The sequence below is a fragment of the Aureimonas frigidaquae genome (assembly GCF_001463905.1).
Lineage (GTDB): Bacteria > Pseudomonadota > Alphaproteobacteria > Rhizobiales > Rhizobiaceae > Aureimonas > Aureimonas frigidaquae.
On record NZ_BBWR01000017.1, the window covers coordinates 72,778 to 90,586 of the forward strand.

Here is a 17,809-nt window from a genome sequence, read left to right on the forward strand (position 1 = left end):
CTTAACCCGTCAGGTCGTTCGGATCAGCCACGCAGGCTGCGCGTCGAATCACACGCTCAGCACTAGGCGGGGCAGCCCGTCATCGCCAGCGCATTACCGACAGATCATGTCGCCTTTCCGACATGGCTTGAAAGGCCCAAAGCCGATTGCACGGCCAGAAGGTCCCGCCAGGCAAGACGCTTCTGCGCCGGCTGCCGCAAGAGATAGGCCGGGTGCAGCATGGCGGTGGCGCGCAACGGTGTAGCAAGGCCCGGTAAGGTGAGATCCGTCCATCGGCCGCGCATGCGCATGATCCCGTCATTGGAGGACAGGATCGCCTTGGCCGAAGGGGACCCCAGGCAGACGATGACCTTGGGTTGTACAAGTTCGATCTGGCGCAGAACGAAGGGCAGGCACATTTCCGTTTCGGCCGGCGTCGGTGCGCGGTTGCCGGGCGGCCGCCAGGCGATGACGTTGGTCACGCGGACCGCGTCCCGCTCCAGGCCGATGGCCGCCAGCATGCGGTTCAGCAATTGGCCGGAGCGCCCGACGAACGGCTCGCCGGCCGTGTCCTCCTCCCGCCCCGGCGCCTCGCCGATCAGCATCAGTTCGGCATTCTCTGCGCCGTTTCCGAAGACGAGGGTGCGCGCCGTCGCCTTCAGCGCGCAGCCTTCGAAGGCGGCGTAGGCGTCCCGCAGTTCGGCAAGGCTTTGCGCCGTGCGGGCGCGCTCGCGGGCATCGTCCGCTGCGATCCCGCTTCCTATGCTTGGCCATTCGGGCGTGGAGGCCGCCGGTGGGGCGGCGGGGCGTTCGATCGCGCGGGCGCCGGCCACGGGCGGTAAGGCGCCGCTTGCAGGATGGGCCGGCTGGGCGGCGGCAGCCGGCGGGCGCGGCGCGGCGGCCTGACGGCGCTGCGCCTCGGCCTGCGTTTCGGCAAAGCGGTCGCGCGGGGCGTTGCCCGTCGCACCGTCGATGCCGGCCATGCGCATCCAGCGCAGGAGCGCGCCGATGGCGGCTTGTTGCGGGCCGGCCGGGTGGTGGGTGGAACTCATCGCCCCATCTTATTGACAGCCGCCCGCCGCTCCAACAGGAAAAAGGCGGTTGCCAAGGGGTGTGGAAAGATTCCAAACCACCTCGGGAACCTGTCTGGAGACCCTGGAATGTCGCATCAGCCCTTGCCGGACGCACTGCCGGAGCGCGAAAGCATGGAGTTCGACGTCGTCATCGTCGGCGCCGGACCGGCCGGTCTGTCGGCGGCGATCCGGCTGAAGCAGCTTTCGCCCGATCTGTCCGTCGTCGTTCTGGAAAAGGGGGCCGAAGTCGGTGCTCATATCCTGTCCGGCTGCGTGCTCGATCCCGGCCCGCTCGACCGCCTGCTTCCCGGCTGGCGAGACGAGGAGTCGCCGATCCGCCAGAAGGTGACGGCGGATCGCTTCTACCTGTATGGGCCGCAGGGCGCCCTGCGCCTGCCCGGCGCGCTGATGCCGCGCCTGATGAGCAATCACGGCAACTTTGTCGTCTCGCTCGGGCTGGTCTGCAAATGGCTGGCGGAGAAGGCCGAGGGCCTCGGCGTGGAAATCTATCCAGGTTTCGCCGCCGCCGAGATCCTCTACGACGACACGGGCGCCGTCGTCGGCGTGGCGACGGGCGATATGGGGCTGACGCGCGCGGGTGAGCCCGGGCCGAACTACCAGCGCGGCATGGCCCTGATGGGCCGTTATGTCATGATCGCCGAGGGGGTCCGCGGCTCGCTGGCGAAATCCGTCATCGCCCGCTACGACCTTGCCGCGGCTTGCGAGCCGGCCAAGTTCGGGCTCGGCGTGAAGGAATTGTGGGAGGTTTCGCCGGAGAAGCACCACCCGGGGCTGATCCAGCATTCCTTCGGCTGGCCGCTGCGCAACGATACGGGTGGCGGGTCCTTCGTCTACCATCTGGATGGCGGCAAAGTGTATGTGGGTTTCGTCACCCACCTGAACTACCGCAACCCCTATCTGTCCCCCTTCGGCGAGTTCCAGCGCTTCAAGACGCACCCCGACATCGCCGAGCTCCTGCAGGGCGGCAAACGCATCGCCTATGGCGCCCGCGCCATCAGCGAAGGCGGCTACCAGTCGGTTCCCAAACTCGCCTTTCCCGGTGGCGTCCTCCTGGGCTGCTCGGCCGGCTTCGTGAACGTGCCGCGCATCAAGGGCGTCCACAACGCCGTCACCTCCGGCATGTTGGCAGCCGAAGCGGCGGCAGAGGCGCTGGCGGCCGGCCGCAGCCAGGACGAGCTGAGCGCCTACGAGGACGGGTGGCGGCAGTCGCCCATCGGCCGGGATCTGCGAGCCGTGCGCAATGTGAAGCCGCTCTGGTCGCGCTTCGGCACGCTCCTGGGCGTGGCGCTCGGCGGGCTGGACATGTGGACCAACGCGCTCGCGCGCTTTTCGCTCTTCGGCACGCTCGGCCATGGCAAGAGCGATGCGCAGTCCACGGAACCGGCGGCGCGCCACAAGCCGATCGCCTATCCCAAGCCCGATGGCATCCTGACCTTCGACAAGACGTCGAGCGTCTTTCTGTCCAACACCAATCACGAGGAAGACCAGCCCGTCCACCTGCGGGTCAAGGACCCCCTCCTGCAGAAGACGTCCGAGCACGATGTCTATGCCGGCCTGTCGGAGCGCTACTGCCCGGCGGCGGTCTATGAGTGGATCGAGGGCGAGGGCGGCCCGCGCTACCAGATCAACGCGCAGAACTGCGTCCACTGCAAGACCTGCGAGATCAAGGATCCGAACGGCAACATCACCTGGACGGTGCCGCAGGGTGGGGAAGGTCCGGTCTATCAGGAAATGTAGGCCCGCGGCCTACTGGAAGGCGGTCTCGAAGAAGGAGCGCAGCTTGCGGGAATGCAGCTTTTCATGCGGCATCTCGGACAGGCTCTGCAGGGCGCGCATGCCGATTTCCAGATGCTGGGCGACCTGCCTTTTGTAGAAATCCGTCGCCATGCCGGGCAGCTTCAGCTCCCCGTGCAGCGGCTTGTCCGAAACGCAGAGGAGCGTGCCGTAGGGCACGCGGAACCGGTAGCCATTCGCCGCGATGGTGGCCGATTCCATGTCCAGCGCGATGGCGCGGGACATGGAAAGCCGCTCCACCGGTTCCGTCTGGTCGCGCAATTCCCAGTTCCGGTTGTCGATGGTGGCGACCGTGCCGGTGCGCATGATCCGCTTGAGGTCGTAGCCTTCCAGGCCGGTGACGTCCTCGACCGCCTTTTCCAGCGCAACCTGCACTTCGGCGAGCGGCGGCACCGGAACCCAGACCGGCAGGTCGGCATCCAGAACATGGTCCTGGCGGACATAGGCGTGGGCGAGCACGTAATCGCCGAGCTGCTGGGTGTTGCGCAGCCCCGCGCAGTGCCCCAGCATCAGCCAGGCATGCGGCCGCAGCACGGCGACATGATCGGTGATCGTCTTGGCGTTGGACGGGCCGACGCCGATATTGACCATGGTGATCCCGCTGCCGTCGGGCTTCGTCAGGTGATAGGCCGGCATTTGCGGCAGCCGCGCCGGGCCGATGCCGCTGGCCGGGGCTTCCTCGCCCGCCCGGGTGATGACGTTTCCCGGTTCCACGAAACTGTCGAAGCCGTGGCCGCCTTCGCTCATCCGCAGGCGCGCCAGCGCGCTGAATTCATCCACATAGAATTGGTAGTTGGTAAACAGGACGAAGTTCTGGAAATGGCGTGGGCTCGTTGCCGTGTAATGGGCCAGCCGCGCCAGCGAATAGTCCACGCGCTGGGCGGTAAAGGGCGCGAGCGGCAGCGGCTCGCCGGGGGCCGGCTCGAAATTGCCGTTCACGATGCGATCGTCCGTGGCGCCGAGATCGGGCACGTCGAACAGGTCCCGCAGCGGCTTGTTCAGCCGCTCGGCTGCGGCGCCGTCCACGTAGCTGCCTTCGGGAAAGGCGAAATGCAGTGGAATGGGCGTCTGTGAATGGCCGATGCGCAGCGGCTGGCCGTGATTGTGCATGAGCTGCTCGATCTGCTTGCGCAGATAATCTCCGAACAGATCCGGCCGCGTGATGGTGGTGGCGTAGTGACCCGGCCCGGAAACGAAGCCGAAGGACAGGCGGGAATCGATGCGGGTGTGCCCCGTCGTCGTCAGCGAGATTTCCGGATAGAAGGCCCGGTAGCGCCGGTCAGAGCCGCCGGCGTCGAGCACATCGCGGAACCGTGCCAGAAGAAACTCCACCGACCGCTCATAGAGCCGGGTCAGCGCCGCCACGGCGGCGTCGGGATCGTCGAACAGACGGCCCTGTTCGACGGGCGGCGTTTCGATCGGGGTGGGATCGGCGGGCAGGAAACGGTCGGTCATGCCCACAGCCATACAGTCAGCGGCACGCGCTGCAAAGCCACCGACAGGTTTGGTCAGCGCACGCTGGTTTGCGGAGCGCAGACGATCCCCTGGTCATAACAGCTCGAGTGCCCGCTGAAGGCGAAGCGATGCTCGTCACCCTTGGTTGCCAGGCTGGAGAAGCCATAGGCGAAGAGGCCGAGGAGAAGGGTAAGGGATGCCAGGCGAATGATCATGACCTCTTTCCTTTCTGCAGGGACGTCCAGGCTAACGGCTGCAACCTTAACCCTGCCTGAAGCCCGTCGGTACCCGCGGAACGGGTAAACGGTTAGTGAAACGTAAAGCCTGCGGCTGTCGCAAACCTGTTCACGCGCCTTTGCGCCTCCTAGATACGCACCCCATTCGGGCATCATTTTGGAAAGGCAGCCCTATGTCAGCGCCCATCGAACTCCACTACTGGCCGACCCCCAATGGCTGGAAGATCAGCATCATGCTGGAGGAACTCGGCGTTCCCTACACGGTGAATTACGTGAATATCGGCGCGGGTGACCAGTTCAAGCCGGAGTTCCTGGCCATTGCCCCGAACAACCGGATGCCGGCCATCGTCGATCCGGAAGGGCCGGACGGCAAGCCGATCTCGGTCTTCGAGTCCGGGGCGATCCTGCAATATCTCGGCCGCAAGTTCGCGCGCTTCTACCCGACGGACGAGCGCCAGCGCGTGGCCGTGGAGGAATGGCTGTTCTGGCAGGTTGGCGGGCTCGGCCCGATGGCCGGGCAGGCGCACCACTTCCGGCAATATGCGCCGGAACGGGTCGAGTACGGGATCAACCGCTACACGAACGAGGTCAACCGCCTCTATGGTGTGATGGACCGTCGGCTCGCCGGGCGGGACTATCTGGCCGACGCCTATTCCATCGCCGACATGGCCTCGATCGGCTGGATCGTCCCGCATGAGCGGCAGGGCCAGTCGCTGGACGATTTCCCCAACCTGAAAAGCTGGTTCGAGCGCGTGAAGAGCCGGCCCGCCGTGCAAAAAGGCCTCGCCGTGGGCGAGGAGCGCCGCTCCAACATTTCTGAGGACAAGAACGCACAGAGCGTCCTGTTCAATCAGCGCGCCCGCTGACCCATCGACGCCGCCGCGTTCCGCTGACAGCGGGGCGCGGCGGACTGCAGGACATGGTGGCTAGCGCGTCCAGTTCTGCGTTCGGCAGAAGACCTTGGCGACACAGCCCTGAAGCGCGAGCTTGGTACCGTTGACCGTGGCGCTCCCCTCATAGGTCTTGCCGCTGCGCGGATCGGTTACCGTGCCCGTATAGCGCGGTGCGGAACCCTGCATCCGCCCGATCTGCTGCCCGGCGAAGCTGCCGGTCTTGACCGTGGCGCAGAAGGCATCGGCACACGGGGCAAAGACGACCACCGTCCCGTTCTCGGTCTTCCAGCCGCCCAGCAGCGCTTCGTCCGCAGCCGCCGGGGCCGCAGCGCCGAAGGATAGAAGAACCGAAAGGGCGGCGATTGTGGACCATGCGGGCGTCATCGTGTTCCTCCTGATGCGACCGATTGCCGGTCATGCGTATGGACCGCGTCTGCGAGCGATTGGCCGAGCGCCGCCTCGAACAGGTCCATCTCGTGCGGGGTGCCGACGGTTACGCGGATCAAGCGGTCCAGCGGTGCGACACCGGGCATGCGGATGAAGATGCCCCGTTCGAGAATTCCCTGCAGGACGGCGCGCGCGAATGCACCGTCACGCCCACAATCGATGGCGACGAAATTGGTTGCCGACGGCAGCGGAACAAGCCCTGCGTTCCTTGCGATCGCACCGAGCCGATCGCGCGCGGCCTCGATCCGGGCGATGGTCGCGCGCAGATATTCCTGATCCGCCAGGGCAGCCAGGGCGCCGGCCTGCGCCATGCGCGACACGCCGAAATGGTTGCGGATCTTGTCGAACTGGCACACCAGCTCCGAAGGCCCGATCACATAGCCGACGCGCACGCCGGCCATGCCGTAAGCCTTGGAGAAGGTGCGGAAGCGCAGGACATTCGGGCGCAGGGGAAGGATCGGCGGCAGCGCCTGCGCGGGGGCAAGGTCGCTATAGGCCTCGTCCAGGACGAGCAGCGTCTGACCCGGCGTTTCGTCCATCAGACGCGTGACCGTTCCGGCATCCCACCAGGAACCGGTCGGATTGTCCGGATTGGCGAAATAGAGGATCTTCGGCGGGGCCTGCCGCACGCGCTCGAGCAATGCTTCCGGATCCTCCCGATCCTGCCGGTAGGGCACGAAATCCAGCACCCCGCCATGCGCCGAGACGTGGTAATTGAAAGTCGGGTAAGCCCCGTGCGAGGTGACGACCCTGTCCCCGGCGTCGACGCAGGCCTGGACCGTCAGCCCCAGGAGCCCATCCACCCCTTCGCCGATGGCGATATTGGCCATCTCCACGCCGTGATGCAGGGCGAGCGCGTGTTTGAGCGCATATTGCTCCGGATCACCATAGGCCCAGCTTTCGCCAGCCGCGCGGCTCATCGCCTCGACCACGCGGGGGGAGGGCCCGAAGGTGCTTTCATTGGCGCCGATCCGCGCCTTGAAGGTCAGCCCCAGCCGGCGTTCCAGAGCTTCCGGGCCGACGAAGGGGGTGGTGGCAGGCAGGGCCTTGATGACATCTTTCAAAAAGGCACTCATTGTCCCTCATCCTCCAGGCGTTTCAAATTTGCGGCAAAGCGCCGGTAGTTGTTCTGATAGGTCAGCGCCGACTGGCGCAGCGCGTCCTGCCCTTGCGCATCAATGGGCCTGACAACTTTGGCCGGCGCCCCCATGATCAGCACGTTATCGGGAAACTCCTTGCGCTCGGTCACGACGGCGCCGGCGGCGACAAGGCAGTTGCGCCCGATCTGCGCGCCGTTCATCACCGTGGCACCCATGCCGATCAGCGTGTTGTCGCCCAGGGTGCAGCCATGCACGATGGCCCCGTGCCCGATGGTGCAGCCGGCGCCGATGCTCAGCGGATAGCCCGGATCCGTATGCAGGACGGCATTTTCCTGAATGTTGGATCCCTCGCCAATCTCGATCCACTCATTATCGCCGCGCAGGATCGCCCCGAACCAGATGCCGACACGGCGCCCCACCCGCACGCGACCCACAACATGCGCTCCGGGCGCAATCCAGAAATCGCCGTCCTGCGGCAGTTCCGGCGCGATATCGCCGAGTTCGTAGATTGCCATGGCCCTGCATTCCCCCCGTGATGCGGGTGGGACGTTGCGACAGCGGGCGGCGTTTATCAAGTAACCGCAGACAGTGCCTTGCGGGTGATGGACTGCCGAATCCCGGCATAGTCGGCCCAGGGGTCCGGTCCGGCAAGGCGTGCGGCCATATCCGGCACGGTGAAGTGATTGGCCCCGCTCACCGTATCGAGCTCCTCCCATGTAATGGGCGTCGCGACGGGCCCGCCGCTGCGCGAGCGCGTCGAATAAGGGGAGATGGCCGTCGAGCCGCGCTCGTTGCGCAGCCAGTCGATGAAGATGCGGCCCTTGCGCCGCGCCTTGGACATGGTGGCCACGAAGCGATCCGGCGCGTCTTCCGCAATGGATTGTGCAAAGCCGCGCGCAAAGGCTTTCGTCTCGTCCCAGCCCTGCCGGCGCTGCAGCGGCAGGACCAGGTGAACGCCCTTGCCGCCCGTCAGGAGGACGAGCGAGCGAAGGCCCAGCCCGTCGAGGCGCTCGGCAAGATCCTTGGCGGCCTGGCGCACTGCGGCAAAGCCGAGCCCCTCGTCGGGGTCGAGGTCGAAGACCAGCCGGTCGGGCTTCTCCACATCGTCATTGCGGGCGCCCCAGATATGGAACTCCATCGTTCCCATCTGCACGCCCGCCACAAGGCTTGCTGCGTCGTCGATCGATAGATACGTCGCCCGTCCGCCGTCCTTTTCCGCCAGTTCGACCTTGCCCATCGCATCGGGGAAACCGCCGGTATCGTGCTTCTGGAAGAAGCAATGCCGCTCGTCGCCCTGCGGGCAGCGCACGAGGGACACCGGCCGCCCACCCGCATAGGGCAACATCGGCGGGGCAACCCGCGCATAATACTGTGCAAGGTCTTTCTTGGTGACACCTTGCTCGGCAAACAGAACCCGGTCGGGCGAGGTGAGCCGCACGCCGCAGATGTCGACAGGCTTGCCGTCGCCCCGGCTCTTGCGCCGTGTACGGGGTGCGGGGGCATCATCCGGCTTTTCCTCGACCACCGTATCGGCCTCCTTGTCCTCCCGCAGCCCTTTGAAGACCCCGTGGCGCACATGGCCTTCCCGCGTCAGCTCGGCGAACTCGATTTCGGCGATCAGCTCCGGCCGCACGTAGCGCGCCGTGCGGGCGATGGCTCGGGGAACGGAATCGAAGGGCGCGCGCGCCACGGACAGTTTGGCAAAACGGTCCGACAGATCGACCAGCATCTTTTCGTCGAAGCCGCTGCCGACCCGCCCCTTATAAACGAGCCGAACGCCGTCATAGGCCCCGACCAGGATAGAGGCGAAGGCGCGTCCGGCCTTGTCGGACGTTGCAAATCCGCCGATGACGAATTCCTGCCGCAGGCTGCACTTGGCCTTGAGCCAGCTTTTGCTGCGGCCCGGCAGGTAGGGTGCATCCGCACGCTTGGAGACGACGCCCTCCATGCCCTTGCTGCAGAGTTCCTGTAGGACCTGTGCCCCATGGCCCACGACATGGGGGCTGTAATGAAGCTGCGATCCGGCAGTCCTGGACATCAGCCCTTCCAGGCGCGCCTTGCGCTCGATCAGCGGCAGGCCGGTCACGTCCTCCGCCTCCAGCTCCAGCAGGTCGAAACAGAAGCAGTCCAGTTGGCCGCCATCGCCCAGTGCCGCCTGAAGCGCTGAAAAATCCGTGCGTCCGGTATCGTCATAGGCGACGACCTCGCCGTCGATCAGGAAGCGCCGGGCAGGCAGGGCCTTGATGGCGGGAATGAGCGAACGGAACTTCTGCGTCCAGTCCAGCCCGCTGCGCGTATACAGGCGCACATCATCGTCCGCGCGGGCGATCAACACTCGGTAGCCATCATATTTGACCTCGTGCAGCACGTCCTTGCCCGGCGGGGGCGCGTCCACCAGCGTGGCGAGCTGCACCTCCCGAAAGGCGGGAAGGCCGGCCGAGCCTTTCGCGGCGGAGCTGCGCTTGCGCCCGGCGGGTTTGGCCCCGGGCTCGGTCGTATCCTCCGCCGTATGCTCGGCAGGCTGTTCGGCGGGCGCATCGGCCGCGATGGCGGCCATGGTCCGGCCCGTCTTCACGCTGCGCAGCTCTTTCAAAATGTCGCGGTGGGGGCTGGCTTCGTCATCCTTTTCCTTGATGAGCAGCCAATTCTCGCCCTTTTCGCCATCGCGCGGCTTCATCCTGATCAACGCCCACCGGCCACGCAGCCGCTCGCCGTGGAGTTCCATTTTCAGATTGCCGTCGGCAAAGCCTTTGCGCGCGTCTCCCACCGGTTCCCATCGCCCGCGATCCCACAGCATAACGGTGCCGCCGCCATATTCTCCTTTGGGAATGGTGCCTTCGAAATCGCCGTAATCCATGGGGTGGTCTTCGGTGCGCACCGCAAGCCGCTTGTCGGCCGGGTTCAGGCTGGGGCCGCGTGTCACCGCCCAGCTTTTCAAGACGCCCTCCCACTCGATGCGGAAGTCGTAATGAAGCCGCGTCGCATCATGCTTCTGCACGCAGAAGGCGAGGCCCTCCGCCGAAGGCGCACCGCCGGCCGGCTCCCGCGTCTTCTTGAAATCGCGCTTCGCGCGATAGGTCTTGAGCTGCGCCTCGGTCATGCTCGGCCATGTCCCGTCCCCGGATCGAAGGTGAACGCCCGGACCGCAAGCGGCGTTCCGGCGGTTGATGGAGCGGCGGTGAGGCTTTAGGCCCTTACCGCATGGATACCACCGGGAAGATCGCGTGATTCGCTTCATCCACACGGCGGACTGGCAGATCGGCAAGCCTTTCGGCGGCTTCGATGCAGAGAAGCGGGGGGAGTTGCGGGCGGAGCGTTTTGCGGCCGTCGCTCGCATCGCCGAACTGGCGCGTGCAAAGGATTGCGCCGCCGTGATGGTGGCCGGCGACGTGTTCGACGACAACACCGTCGCCGACCGCGATATCGCCCGCACGCTCGACGCCATGTCCGGATTTGCCGGGCCGTGGGTCCTTTTGCCCGGCAATCACGATGCCGCGCTTCCCGTGTCTGTGTGGAGCCGCCTGCGGGCGGGCGGTGCTTTGCCCTCGGGGGTGATTATCGCCGACACACATGAGGCGATCGATCTGCCGGCGGCCGGATTGTCGATCCTGCCGGCCCCGTTGACCCGGCGGCATGAAGGGCAGGATCTGACGCAAGGCTTCGACACGCTTGCCACGCCGCCGGGCCATGCGCGGGTGGGCCTGGCGCATGGCGCCGTCGCCAACCGGCTTCCCGAAAAGGCGGAAAGCGCCAACCCCATCGCCGAGGATCGCGCCGAGCGGGCGCGGCTCGACTATCTCGCCCTCGGCGACTGGCACGGTTTCCTCAACATCGCGCCGCGGACCTACTATAGCGGCACGCCGGAGCCGGACCGCTACCCAGCGAACCAGCCGGGCCATGTCGCATTTGTGGAACTGGAAGGGCCCGGAGCGGCGCCGCAGGTGACGCAGCTTGCGACCGCACGTTTCCGCTGGGTCAATATGAGCCTGGCACTGCACGGCGACATCGCGCCGCTCGACGAAGCGTTCGGCGCGTTCGAAAGCCCGCTGCGCTGTCTCGTCAACCTGACGCTCGCCGGAAGCCTCGGCCTGGAGGCGCGGGTTGCGCTGGAGGGCCGGCTCGCCCACTGGGCGAGCAACCTCTTCGATCTGCGCGTCGACGATGCCGAGCTGTTCGATCAGCCGGACGAGGACGATTTCGACCGCATCTCGGTGTCCGGCTTCGTGCGCAGCGCCATGGAGGCCCTGCGGCGCCAGGCGGCCGATCCGGCCGACCCCGAGCGGGACGCCGCGGCGCTGGCGCTGCGCATGGCCTATGTCGAGCATATGCGCGGCCGGGGAGGCTGAGTCATGATTATCCACTCCCTGGAGGTCGAAAGTTTCGGCGCCCTGCGTTCGGTGACGATCGATCATCTTGCGCCGGGCCTGAACGTGATCGTCGGCGATAACGAGGCCGGCAAGTCGACGCTTCTGAAGGCCTTGCGGGCGGCGTTCTTCCAGAAGCACCGGCAGCAGTCGGACACGACCCGCGATTTCGCCCCGTATGACGGCGCCGGCCGGCCGCAGATCGCCCTGCGCTTCACGATCGGCGGCGTCGACTATGCGCTGCGCAAGGCTTTCCTGACCCGGCCGTCGGCGGAACTGTCCTGGCCGGGCGGACACCTGTCCGGCGATGCCGTGGAGGAACGCCTAGCGGAGCTCCTGCGCTTTTCCCACCCCGCGCGTCAGACCGCCAAGACGGAACATCCGGGCGCCTTCGGGCTCATCTGGGTCGATCAAGGGCGCTCGCCTGCCGGGCTGGATATCGGCAATGGCCGCGATCTCCTGGCCGCGTCCCTGGAGGGCGAGGTCGGGGACGTGGTGGGCGGCGAGCACGGACGCCGCATGCTGGCGGCGGCCCGCGCCCTGCAGGACAGGTTCTGGACGGCAGGGCTGCGGACACGCTCCGACTCACCCTTGAAACTGGCGGAGGACGAGGCGGCTTCCGTTCTGGCTGCGCTGGACGCCAAGCGTCTTCTCTACCGGCACTATCAGGACAAGCTCGAACGGCTGGCCGACCGGCGCGCCAGGCTCGCCCGGTATGATGAGAGCGGCGCCGTGGCAGCCGCCGAAGCGGCGCTGCTGCGGGCGCAAGAGGCTGCCCGGCTGATGGCCGCCGCAGAAGGCGAGCTGCAGCAGATCGAACGTGATTGCGCCCATGCGCGCTCCGCCAGCCTCAACGCATTGCAACGGCTGCAGGAGCGGCGGGCGCTGCAGAAGGCGCAGGCACAGGCGCAGCAGGATGCCGCCGATGCCCTGGCCGAGGCCGATGCCTGCCGCCGGCAGTCCGCCGCCCTGGCGGATGGCCTTGCCGCGCTTGAGGCGGCCCGCGCCGCCGCCGTGGATGAGGAGCGTCTTGCCGAGCAGCGGGACGAGGAGGCGCTGGCGCAGATGCGCCTCATGGAGCGCGGTCGCAAGGCCGCAGCGTTGAGCCGCCAGCGGGCCGCAGCCCAGGCCGTCCTCGACAGGCTGGCGACATTGCGGGCGGAAGACGACCCCACCGCACCGTCGCCGGACGATGTCGCCCGGATGGAGCGTCTGTCGCAGGCCCTGCGCGAGGCGCAGATCCGACAGAATGCAGCGTCGCCCGTCCTGCGCTTCGAGCCGGCAGACGGGGCGGCCGGGGCGGCGACGGACGCGGATGGCCGCGTCATCGAGCCGATGGCGGAGATTCGCGTGGCGGGGACCGCGCGTTTCCACATCGCCGGTTATGGGTCCATCACTGTCACGGCCGGGGGCGAGGCGCGTGACCTTGCCGACACAGTATCGTCGCTGGCGGCGGACTGGCAGGCGCTGACCGCGCGGACCGGCTTTCAGACGCTCGAGGCAGCGCGGCAGGCCGTTAGTCTGCGCCGCGAGCGGGTGGAGGAGCGGCGCCGCCTGCAGGCCGAACTCTCCGGCCTCGTACCGGAGGGCGTGCCGGCGCTGGACGCGCGCATCGCGGAGCTCAGCCCCGACGCACGCGCCGCCCAGGCGCAGACGCCGTCCCCCGATCTCGAAGCGCTGCGCGGGGCAAGGCTCGCCGCAACGCGGCAGCGTGAAGCGGCAGAGGCAGGCCTTGCCGAGCGCCGGGCCGAGCAGTCCGCACAGGCCGTCCGGCTGGCGCGGCTGGAGGCGGCGCTGGAACACGCGCAGAGCCGGGCGCAAACCCTCGCTGCCGAGCACCACGCCGCTTTCGACGCCGCCTCCGACAGCGCGCTCGAGGATGCGTTGGCGGACAGCGAACGAACCTTGGCGGCGCGTGAGGCGGTCTTGTCGGCGCGCCGACGCCAGTTCGACCAGGCGGACGGCGAAGCCGTCAGGCTCGAACGCGATCGCGCCGGGCGGGCGCGTGACCAGCTCTCGCGCACGCTGCGCGATCTTGCGCAGGAGATTCATGGCCTGGAAGGCGAATTGCGCGTCGAAGGCGCAGCCGCCCTCGAGGAGGAAATCGCTCGGCTGGAAGGCGAAGCGGAGGCTTTGGGCCGGCGCGTGGCGCGGCTGCGGCTGGAGGCCGATGCGGCCCGCCTTCTCATGTCCACCCTCAACACCCATCGCAGCGCCGCGCGCGATGCGTGGCTGGAGCCGGTCAAGCGGCGCGTTGCACCGTATTTGCGCCTCGTCCAGCCCGGCGGCGATCTCGATTTCGACGATGCCACGCTCGAAATCCGCAGCCTGACGCGTAACGGCGTGGAAGAAGACTTCAGGAAGCTGTCCCAGGGTGCGCGCGAGCAGATCGCCATCGTCACGCGGATGGCCATGGCGGAAGCCCTGCGCGATGCCGGCCTGCCGGTGACGCTCATCCTGGACGATGCGCTCGTCAACACCGACGAGAAGCGTCTTGCACGCATGCACCTGGCCCTGTCGCGCGCCGCGGAGATGATGCAGGTGCTCGTCCTGACCTGCCGCGAGCGCGATTTTACCGGCCTGGGCGCGCCGATTCACCGCATCTGAGTCGAGCGCCGAGCGGCGCGCGCGCCACCACCTCGGCCCCTCTGGGTAACGGGCGCAACGCAACTTTCGGGTTAGTCGTCCCAGTACAAATAACCTCAAGTCGCATTGAGATGCAGCAGCACCCTGCTGTAGCGGATAACCCCAAGTTTGAAATTCCCGCCAGCCATATTAGGAAATTAAACCTGCGGTCAGTGATTTGTGCCGTCTACGCAACATGCCGGCTCGTGACGGCTGCCGCGTAGCCGTCATTCCGTAGATCCTGATTGTTATAAAGAACCAAAGGACATAGTTTTCAGACAGAAGGATATCGGACATCCGAACCTTCGGGGGACGGGGCAGAATGGCTGCCCTTCAGCGCAAGCCCGGCCCGACTGAAAACTTGACTGGAGGTCAGAAATGAACATCAAGAGCCTGCTTCTCGGCTCCGCTGCGGCACTGGTCGCAGTTTCCGGCGCACGCGCCGCCGATGCCATCGTCACCGCCGAGCCGGAGCCGGCCGAGTACGTCCGCGTCTGCGACGTGTACGGCGCTGGCTTCTTCTACATCCCGGGCACCGAGAGCTGCCTGAAGGTCAGCGGCCTGGTGCGCTACCAGCTCGGCTTCGCCGGCAATGAAGCCTTCGAGACGAGCGGTGTCGAGTCGGGCGGCGGCTATGCGGCTTCCTCGACGGTCCGCGGTCGCGTGAACTTCGACGCCCGTGAAGAGACTGAACTCGGCACGCTGCGCGGCTATGTGCGTCTGCAGGGCGATACCGCTGCGCAGAACCTCGGTGGCACGACGGGCGGCAACGTCAGCGTCGATCTCGCCTATCTGCAGCTCGGTGGTCTGACGGCTGGTTACTACGACTCGCTGTGGACGTCCGACATCGGCGGTGCCGAGGATGGCCTGCTTACGGATGGCGATCTCGCCGTCGGCGATAAGAAGGCCAACCTGATCTCCTACACCGTCGCGATGGACGGCTTCTCCGGCACGCTGAGCGTCGAGAACCCGACCTTCACGCGCAGCGCCATTTCCACCTCGCGCACGACCAGCAGCGATGTCGACGTCGTCGCGAAGCTCGCCTACAGCGCGGGCTGGGGTGGCGCTTACGTCGCGGGTGTCTATGACTCCCAGGCTCAGATCTACCCGTTCGTGACGGCTCCGACGGATGCCGGCTACGCCATCAAGGCCGGTGCCTGGGTCAAGAATGTTGGCCTGAGCGATTCGACCCTGAAGGTCGAAGGTCACTTCGCTCCGGAAAAGACCGACTACGCCACGCTCAACACCGGTACGCTGCGCGCTCTCCCGCTCAAGTGGACGGCGGGTGTCGGCTATGACGTTGGCTTCGGCAAGCTCGGCGTCGCTGCCGCTGCTCAGTACGGCCAGACCTTCGACGACTACGTCCGCGTGGGTGGTGAGCCGGCCAACGTCCTGAACCTCGTGGGCGATGTCAGCTACAAGGTGACAACGAACCTGAAGGTTCTGACGGAAGTCAGCTACCGCAACATCGAGCGGCCGGCACTGTCGTCGCCGGACGTCGCGAAGGTCACCTCCGATCAGGTGAACGGCTTCCTGCGCCTCGAGCGCTCTTTCTAAGACGTCTTACATGGGCGGCCACCCGGCCGCCTACATCGAGCGAGAGGGGTCCGTCCTGCGACGGGCCCCTTTTTTTTCGTTTCTGCAGCTGTGGCGCTGCGGACCCGGTTTGGGCTGGTTCGGGCAGCGCAGCGCAAATGTGACCGGACTGCCACCTTTCAGGGCCGCGTTCTTCCCTTCCAAACGGCACGGCACAGTTGCGTTCACCGCTCGATGCAGGTCCATAAATGCGTCAAGGGCCGGAAAACGCGGTATGGAGACGCGCGTCGCCCCATTTTTGCCGTAATTACTAACGGCGGGTAAACGCAAACGTGGCGGATTCGCAACAGAACTGTGGCCAACAGGTTCCAGAGGCCTCAACTGGAGGTTTTCTAGATTGCGTCAGGACAACCGGTAGATATGGTGAGGGGGTGAAAGACGGCGGGGGGACGAACCTGCCACTTTCAAGGGGAAGGGGCAGGGACGGCTGTCCTTTATCAAGGCCCGACCCCACCCTTGTGAACTTGACTGGAGGTCAGGACAATGAACATTAAGAGCCTTCTTCTTGGCTCCGCTGCGGCCCTCGTCGCAGTTTCCGGCGCACGTGCCGCCGACGCCGTCGTCATGGTTGAGCCGGAGCCGGTCGAATACGTTCGCGTTTGCGACGTGTACGGCACGGGCTACTACTACATCCCGGGCACCGAAACCTGCATCAAGACCAGCGGTTACCTGCGTTTCCAGTACAACGTTGCTGGCTCGCCGGTCACGAACTCGGAAGGCGATGACTACCAGTCGCTTTCTTCGGTTCGCGCTCGTCTGAACTTCGACGTTCGTGAAGAGACCGAGCTCGGCACCCTGCGCGCCTTCATCCGCCTGCAGGCCCAGAACAGCGGCTCCGACGGCGCTGCTGCCTTCGAAATGGACCAGGGCTACCTGCAGCTCGGCGGCTTCCTCGCCGGTTACCGCGACACGCTGTGGTCCTCGGACATCGGCGGCATCGAAGACGGTCTGCCGACCGACGACGATCTCCCGGTCGGTGACTTCAACACCAACCAGATCTCCTACACCTTCGCGACCGGCGGCTTCGCTGCCACGCTCGGCCTGGAAGACGACGGCACGGGCGACATCGCTCCCGACGTCCATGGCAAGCTGGCTTACACCGGCGCCTGGGGTGGCGTGTTCCTGTCGGCCGTCTATGACGAGACCTTCAACGCTGAAGACCTCGGCCCTCTGACCGACTTCTTCCCGCTCATCCCGGGGCGTGACGTCGACGGCAGCAACGATGCCTTCGCCCTCAAGGCCGGCCTGACGCTGTCCGACCTCCTGGTTGCCGACTCGACCCTGAAGGTCGATGGTCACTGGGCGTCCGACCCGACGAGCTATGCCATCATCAGCGGCTTCACCACCGCCGGCGGCATCATCCCGAGCAACCCGGACCTCGACAACCCGACCCCGGGCTCCTTCCCGCTGGTCCTCGAGTGGTCGGTCGGTGCAGGTTACTCGCAGAAGTTCGACCGCGTGACGGCTGGCGTGTCCGGCCGCTATGGCGAGACCTTCGACTACCTCTTCATCGACCCGACCGCTCCGGGAGGCGTCACGCTGAGCTCCGCTCAGTACTGGGCCGTCGTCGGCGATATCGGCTACGACCTGACCGCCAACATGAACGTGCTGGCCGAAGTGAAGTACCAGAACATCGACTTCGGCGGCGTTGCCGAAGACGACCAGACCTCTGGCTTCCTGCGCTTCCAGCGCAACTTCTAATCGGATCATCCGATCGGAACGGAAAGGGCTCGGCATTGCCGGGCCCTTTTCTTTTGGCGGGACGCCAAAGGTCTCTGTCGCTTGGCGGCTGCGGCCGCGCCATCTGGCAAAGGTAATGAACCGCTGCCGCGCACGTGACCGTGCCGCTACGAGGCGGCGGGACGCCGAGTGCGAGCATTGCCATCCGGCAGCGCCACTGTAGTTCAGGCCTTCACGAGTGCGTACCGTAAAGCCGATCTCCGCGGCGTTTGCGAATACGACCAAGCCTCCGGCCCCTGAGCTTCCGGCGCAGCATCCATTCTGACCATTTGACAGAAGTCGGGGAGCCTCGGCATCTCCAGCCGTCTTCTTTTCGTCAGGGTGCCGAAGCGTGCAGTCGCAAGTCTGCACGACCATCGGCGAAGGACTGAACGCCCGGATTTCCTTCGCATTCGGGGAATGACCGCTGGCGATACGAAGCAGCGGACGCCAGGCGCGCACTCTGCGGGCCGAACCCGCCGCGGAGGCCTGACCGGCCTTGTAGCT

The 17,809-nt window shown here is 66.3% G+C and carries 13 protein-coding genes; 6 read left to right on the top strand and 7 right to left on the bottom strand.

Annotated elements, in window-relative coordinates; translation table 11 throughout:
- Window positions 1–104: 104 nt before the first annotated feature.
- The gene (locus tag AUL30_RS16440; RefSeq protein ID WP_062228990.1) at window positions 105–1,031 is read right to left on the bottom strand and encodes a uracil-DNA glycosylase; all 927 of its coding nucleotides are present in this window, start codon (window positions 1,029–1,031) and stop codon (window positions 105–107) included.
- Window positions 1,032–1,139: 108 nt separating this feature from the next.
- Here AUL30_RS16440 and AUL30_RS16445 point away from each other — a divergent pair, with 108 nt between their 5' ends.
- Window positions 1,140–2,810, top strand: a complete 1,671-nt coding sequence (locus tag AUL30_RS16445; protein ID WP_062228991.1) for an electron transfer flavoprotein-ubiquinone oxidoreductase — start codon at window positions 1,140–1,142, stop codon at window positions 2,808–2,810.
- 9 nt (window positions 2,811–2,819) lie between these two features.
- Here AUL30_RS16445 and AUL30_RS16450 read toward each other — a convergent pair whose 3' ends face one another.
- The gene (locus tag AUL30_RS16450) at window positions 2,820–4,322 is read right to left on the bottom strand and encodes an AMP nucleosidase (protein ID WP_062229111.1); all 1,503 of its coding nucleotides are present in this window, start codon (window positions 4,320–4,322) and stop codon (window positions 2,820–2,822) included.
- A gap of 53 nt (window positions 4,323–4,375) precedes the next feature.
- Entirely contained in the window at window positions 4,376–4,537 is a 162-nt protein-coding gene (locus AUL30_RS19855) for a hypothetical protein (protein WP_157070253.1), read from the bottom strand.
- Between the two features lie 194 nt (window positions 4,538–4,731).
- On the opposite strand from AUL30_RS19855, the gene AUL30_RS16455 reads away from it, so the two are divergent.
- Window positions 4,732–5,424 carry a glutathione S-transferase family protein gene (locus tag AUL30_RS16455; RefSeq protein ID WP_062228992.1) on the top strand — a complete coding sequence of 231 codons (693 nt, stop codon included), beginning with the start codon at window positions 4,732–4,734 and terminating at the stop codon, window positions 5,422–5,424.
- A gap of 60 nt (window positions 5,425–5,484) precedes the next feature.
- Here the strand turns inward: AUL30_RS16455 and AUL30_RS16460 are convergent, their stop codons facing one another.
- From AUL30_RS16460 to ligD, 4 genes are read right to left on the bottom strand one after another with little or no spacing between them, the layout of a single operon-like run.
- The gene (locus tag AUL30_RS16460) at window positions 5,485–5,835 is read right to left on the bottom strand and encodes a DUF2147 domain-containing protein (protein WP_062228993.1); all 351 of its coding nucleotides are present in this window, start codon (window positions 5,833–5,835) and stop codon (window positions 5,485–5,487) included.
- The gene (locus AUL30_RS16465; protein ID WP_062228994.1) at window positions 5,832–6,974 is read right to left on the bottom strand and encodes a pyridoxal phosphate-dependent aminotransferase; all 1,143 of its coding nucleotides are present in this window, start codon (window positions 6,972–6,974) and stop codon (window positions 5,832–5,834) included. Before AUL30_RS16465 ends, AUL30_RS16460 begins: the two co-directional genes overlap by 4 nt.
- Window positions 6,971–7,513: a gamma carbonic anhydrase family protein gene (locus AUL30_RS16470; RefSeq protein ID WP_062228995.1), complete on the bottom strand. Its 543-nt coding sequence runs from the start codon at window positions 7,511–7,513 to the stop codon at window positions 6,971–6,973. The genes AUL30_RS16465 and AUL30_RS16470 overlap by 4 nt, the downstream gene beginning before the upstream one ends.
- A gap of 56 nt (window positions 7,514–7,569) precedes the next feature.
- Complete coding sequence (ligD, locus tag AUL30_RS16475; RefSeq protein ID WP_062228996.1) at window positions 7,570–10,098, bottom strand: DNA ligase D; 2,529 nt, start codon at window positions 10,096–10,098, stop codon at window positions 7,570–7,572.
- A gap of 124 nt (window positions 10,099–10,222) precedes the next feature.
- On the opposite strand from ligD, the gene AUL30_RS16480 reads away from it, so the two are divergent.
- From AUL30_RS16480 to AUL30_RS16495, 4 genes are all read left to right on the top strand, one after another.
- Window positions 10,223–11,344, top strand: a complete 1,122-nt coding sequence (locus tag AUL30_RS16480; protein WP_062228997.1) for a metallophosphoesterase family protein — start codon at window positions 10,223–10,225, stop codon at window positions 11,342–11,344.
- Window positions 11,345–11,347: 3 nt separating this feature from the next.
- Entirely contained in the window at window positions 11,348–13,969 is a 2,622-nt protein-coding gene (locus AUL30_RS16485; RefSeq protein ID WP_062228998.1) for an AAA family ATPase, read from the top strand.
- Between the two features lie 396 nt (window positions 13,970–14,365).
- Window positions 14,366–15,544 (top strand): porin, encoded by a 1,179-nt coding sequence (locus tag AUL30_RS16490; RefSeq protein ID WP_062228999.1) that lies wholly within the window; start codon window positions 14,366–14,368, stop codon window positions 15,542–15,544.
- A gap of 522 nt (window positions 15,545–16,066) precedes the next feature.
- On the top strand, window positions 16,067–17,284 hold the full coding sequence (locus AUL30_RS16495; RefSeq protein ID WP_062229000.1) for a porin: 1,218 nt from the start codon (window positions 16,067–16,069) through the stop codon (window positions 17,282–17,284).
- Window positions 17,285–17,809 lie beyond the last annotated feature (525 nt).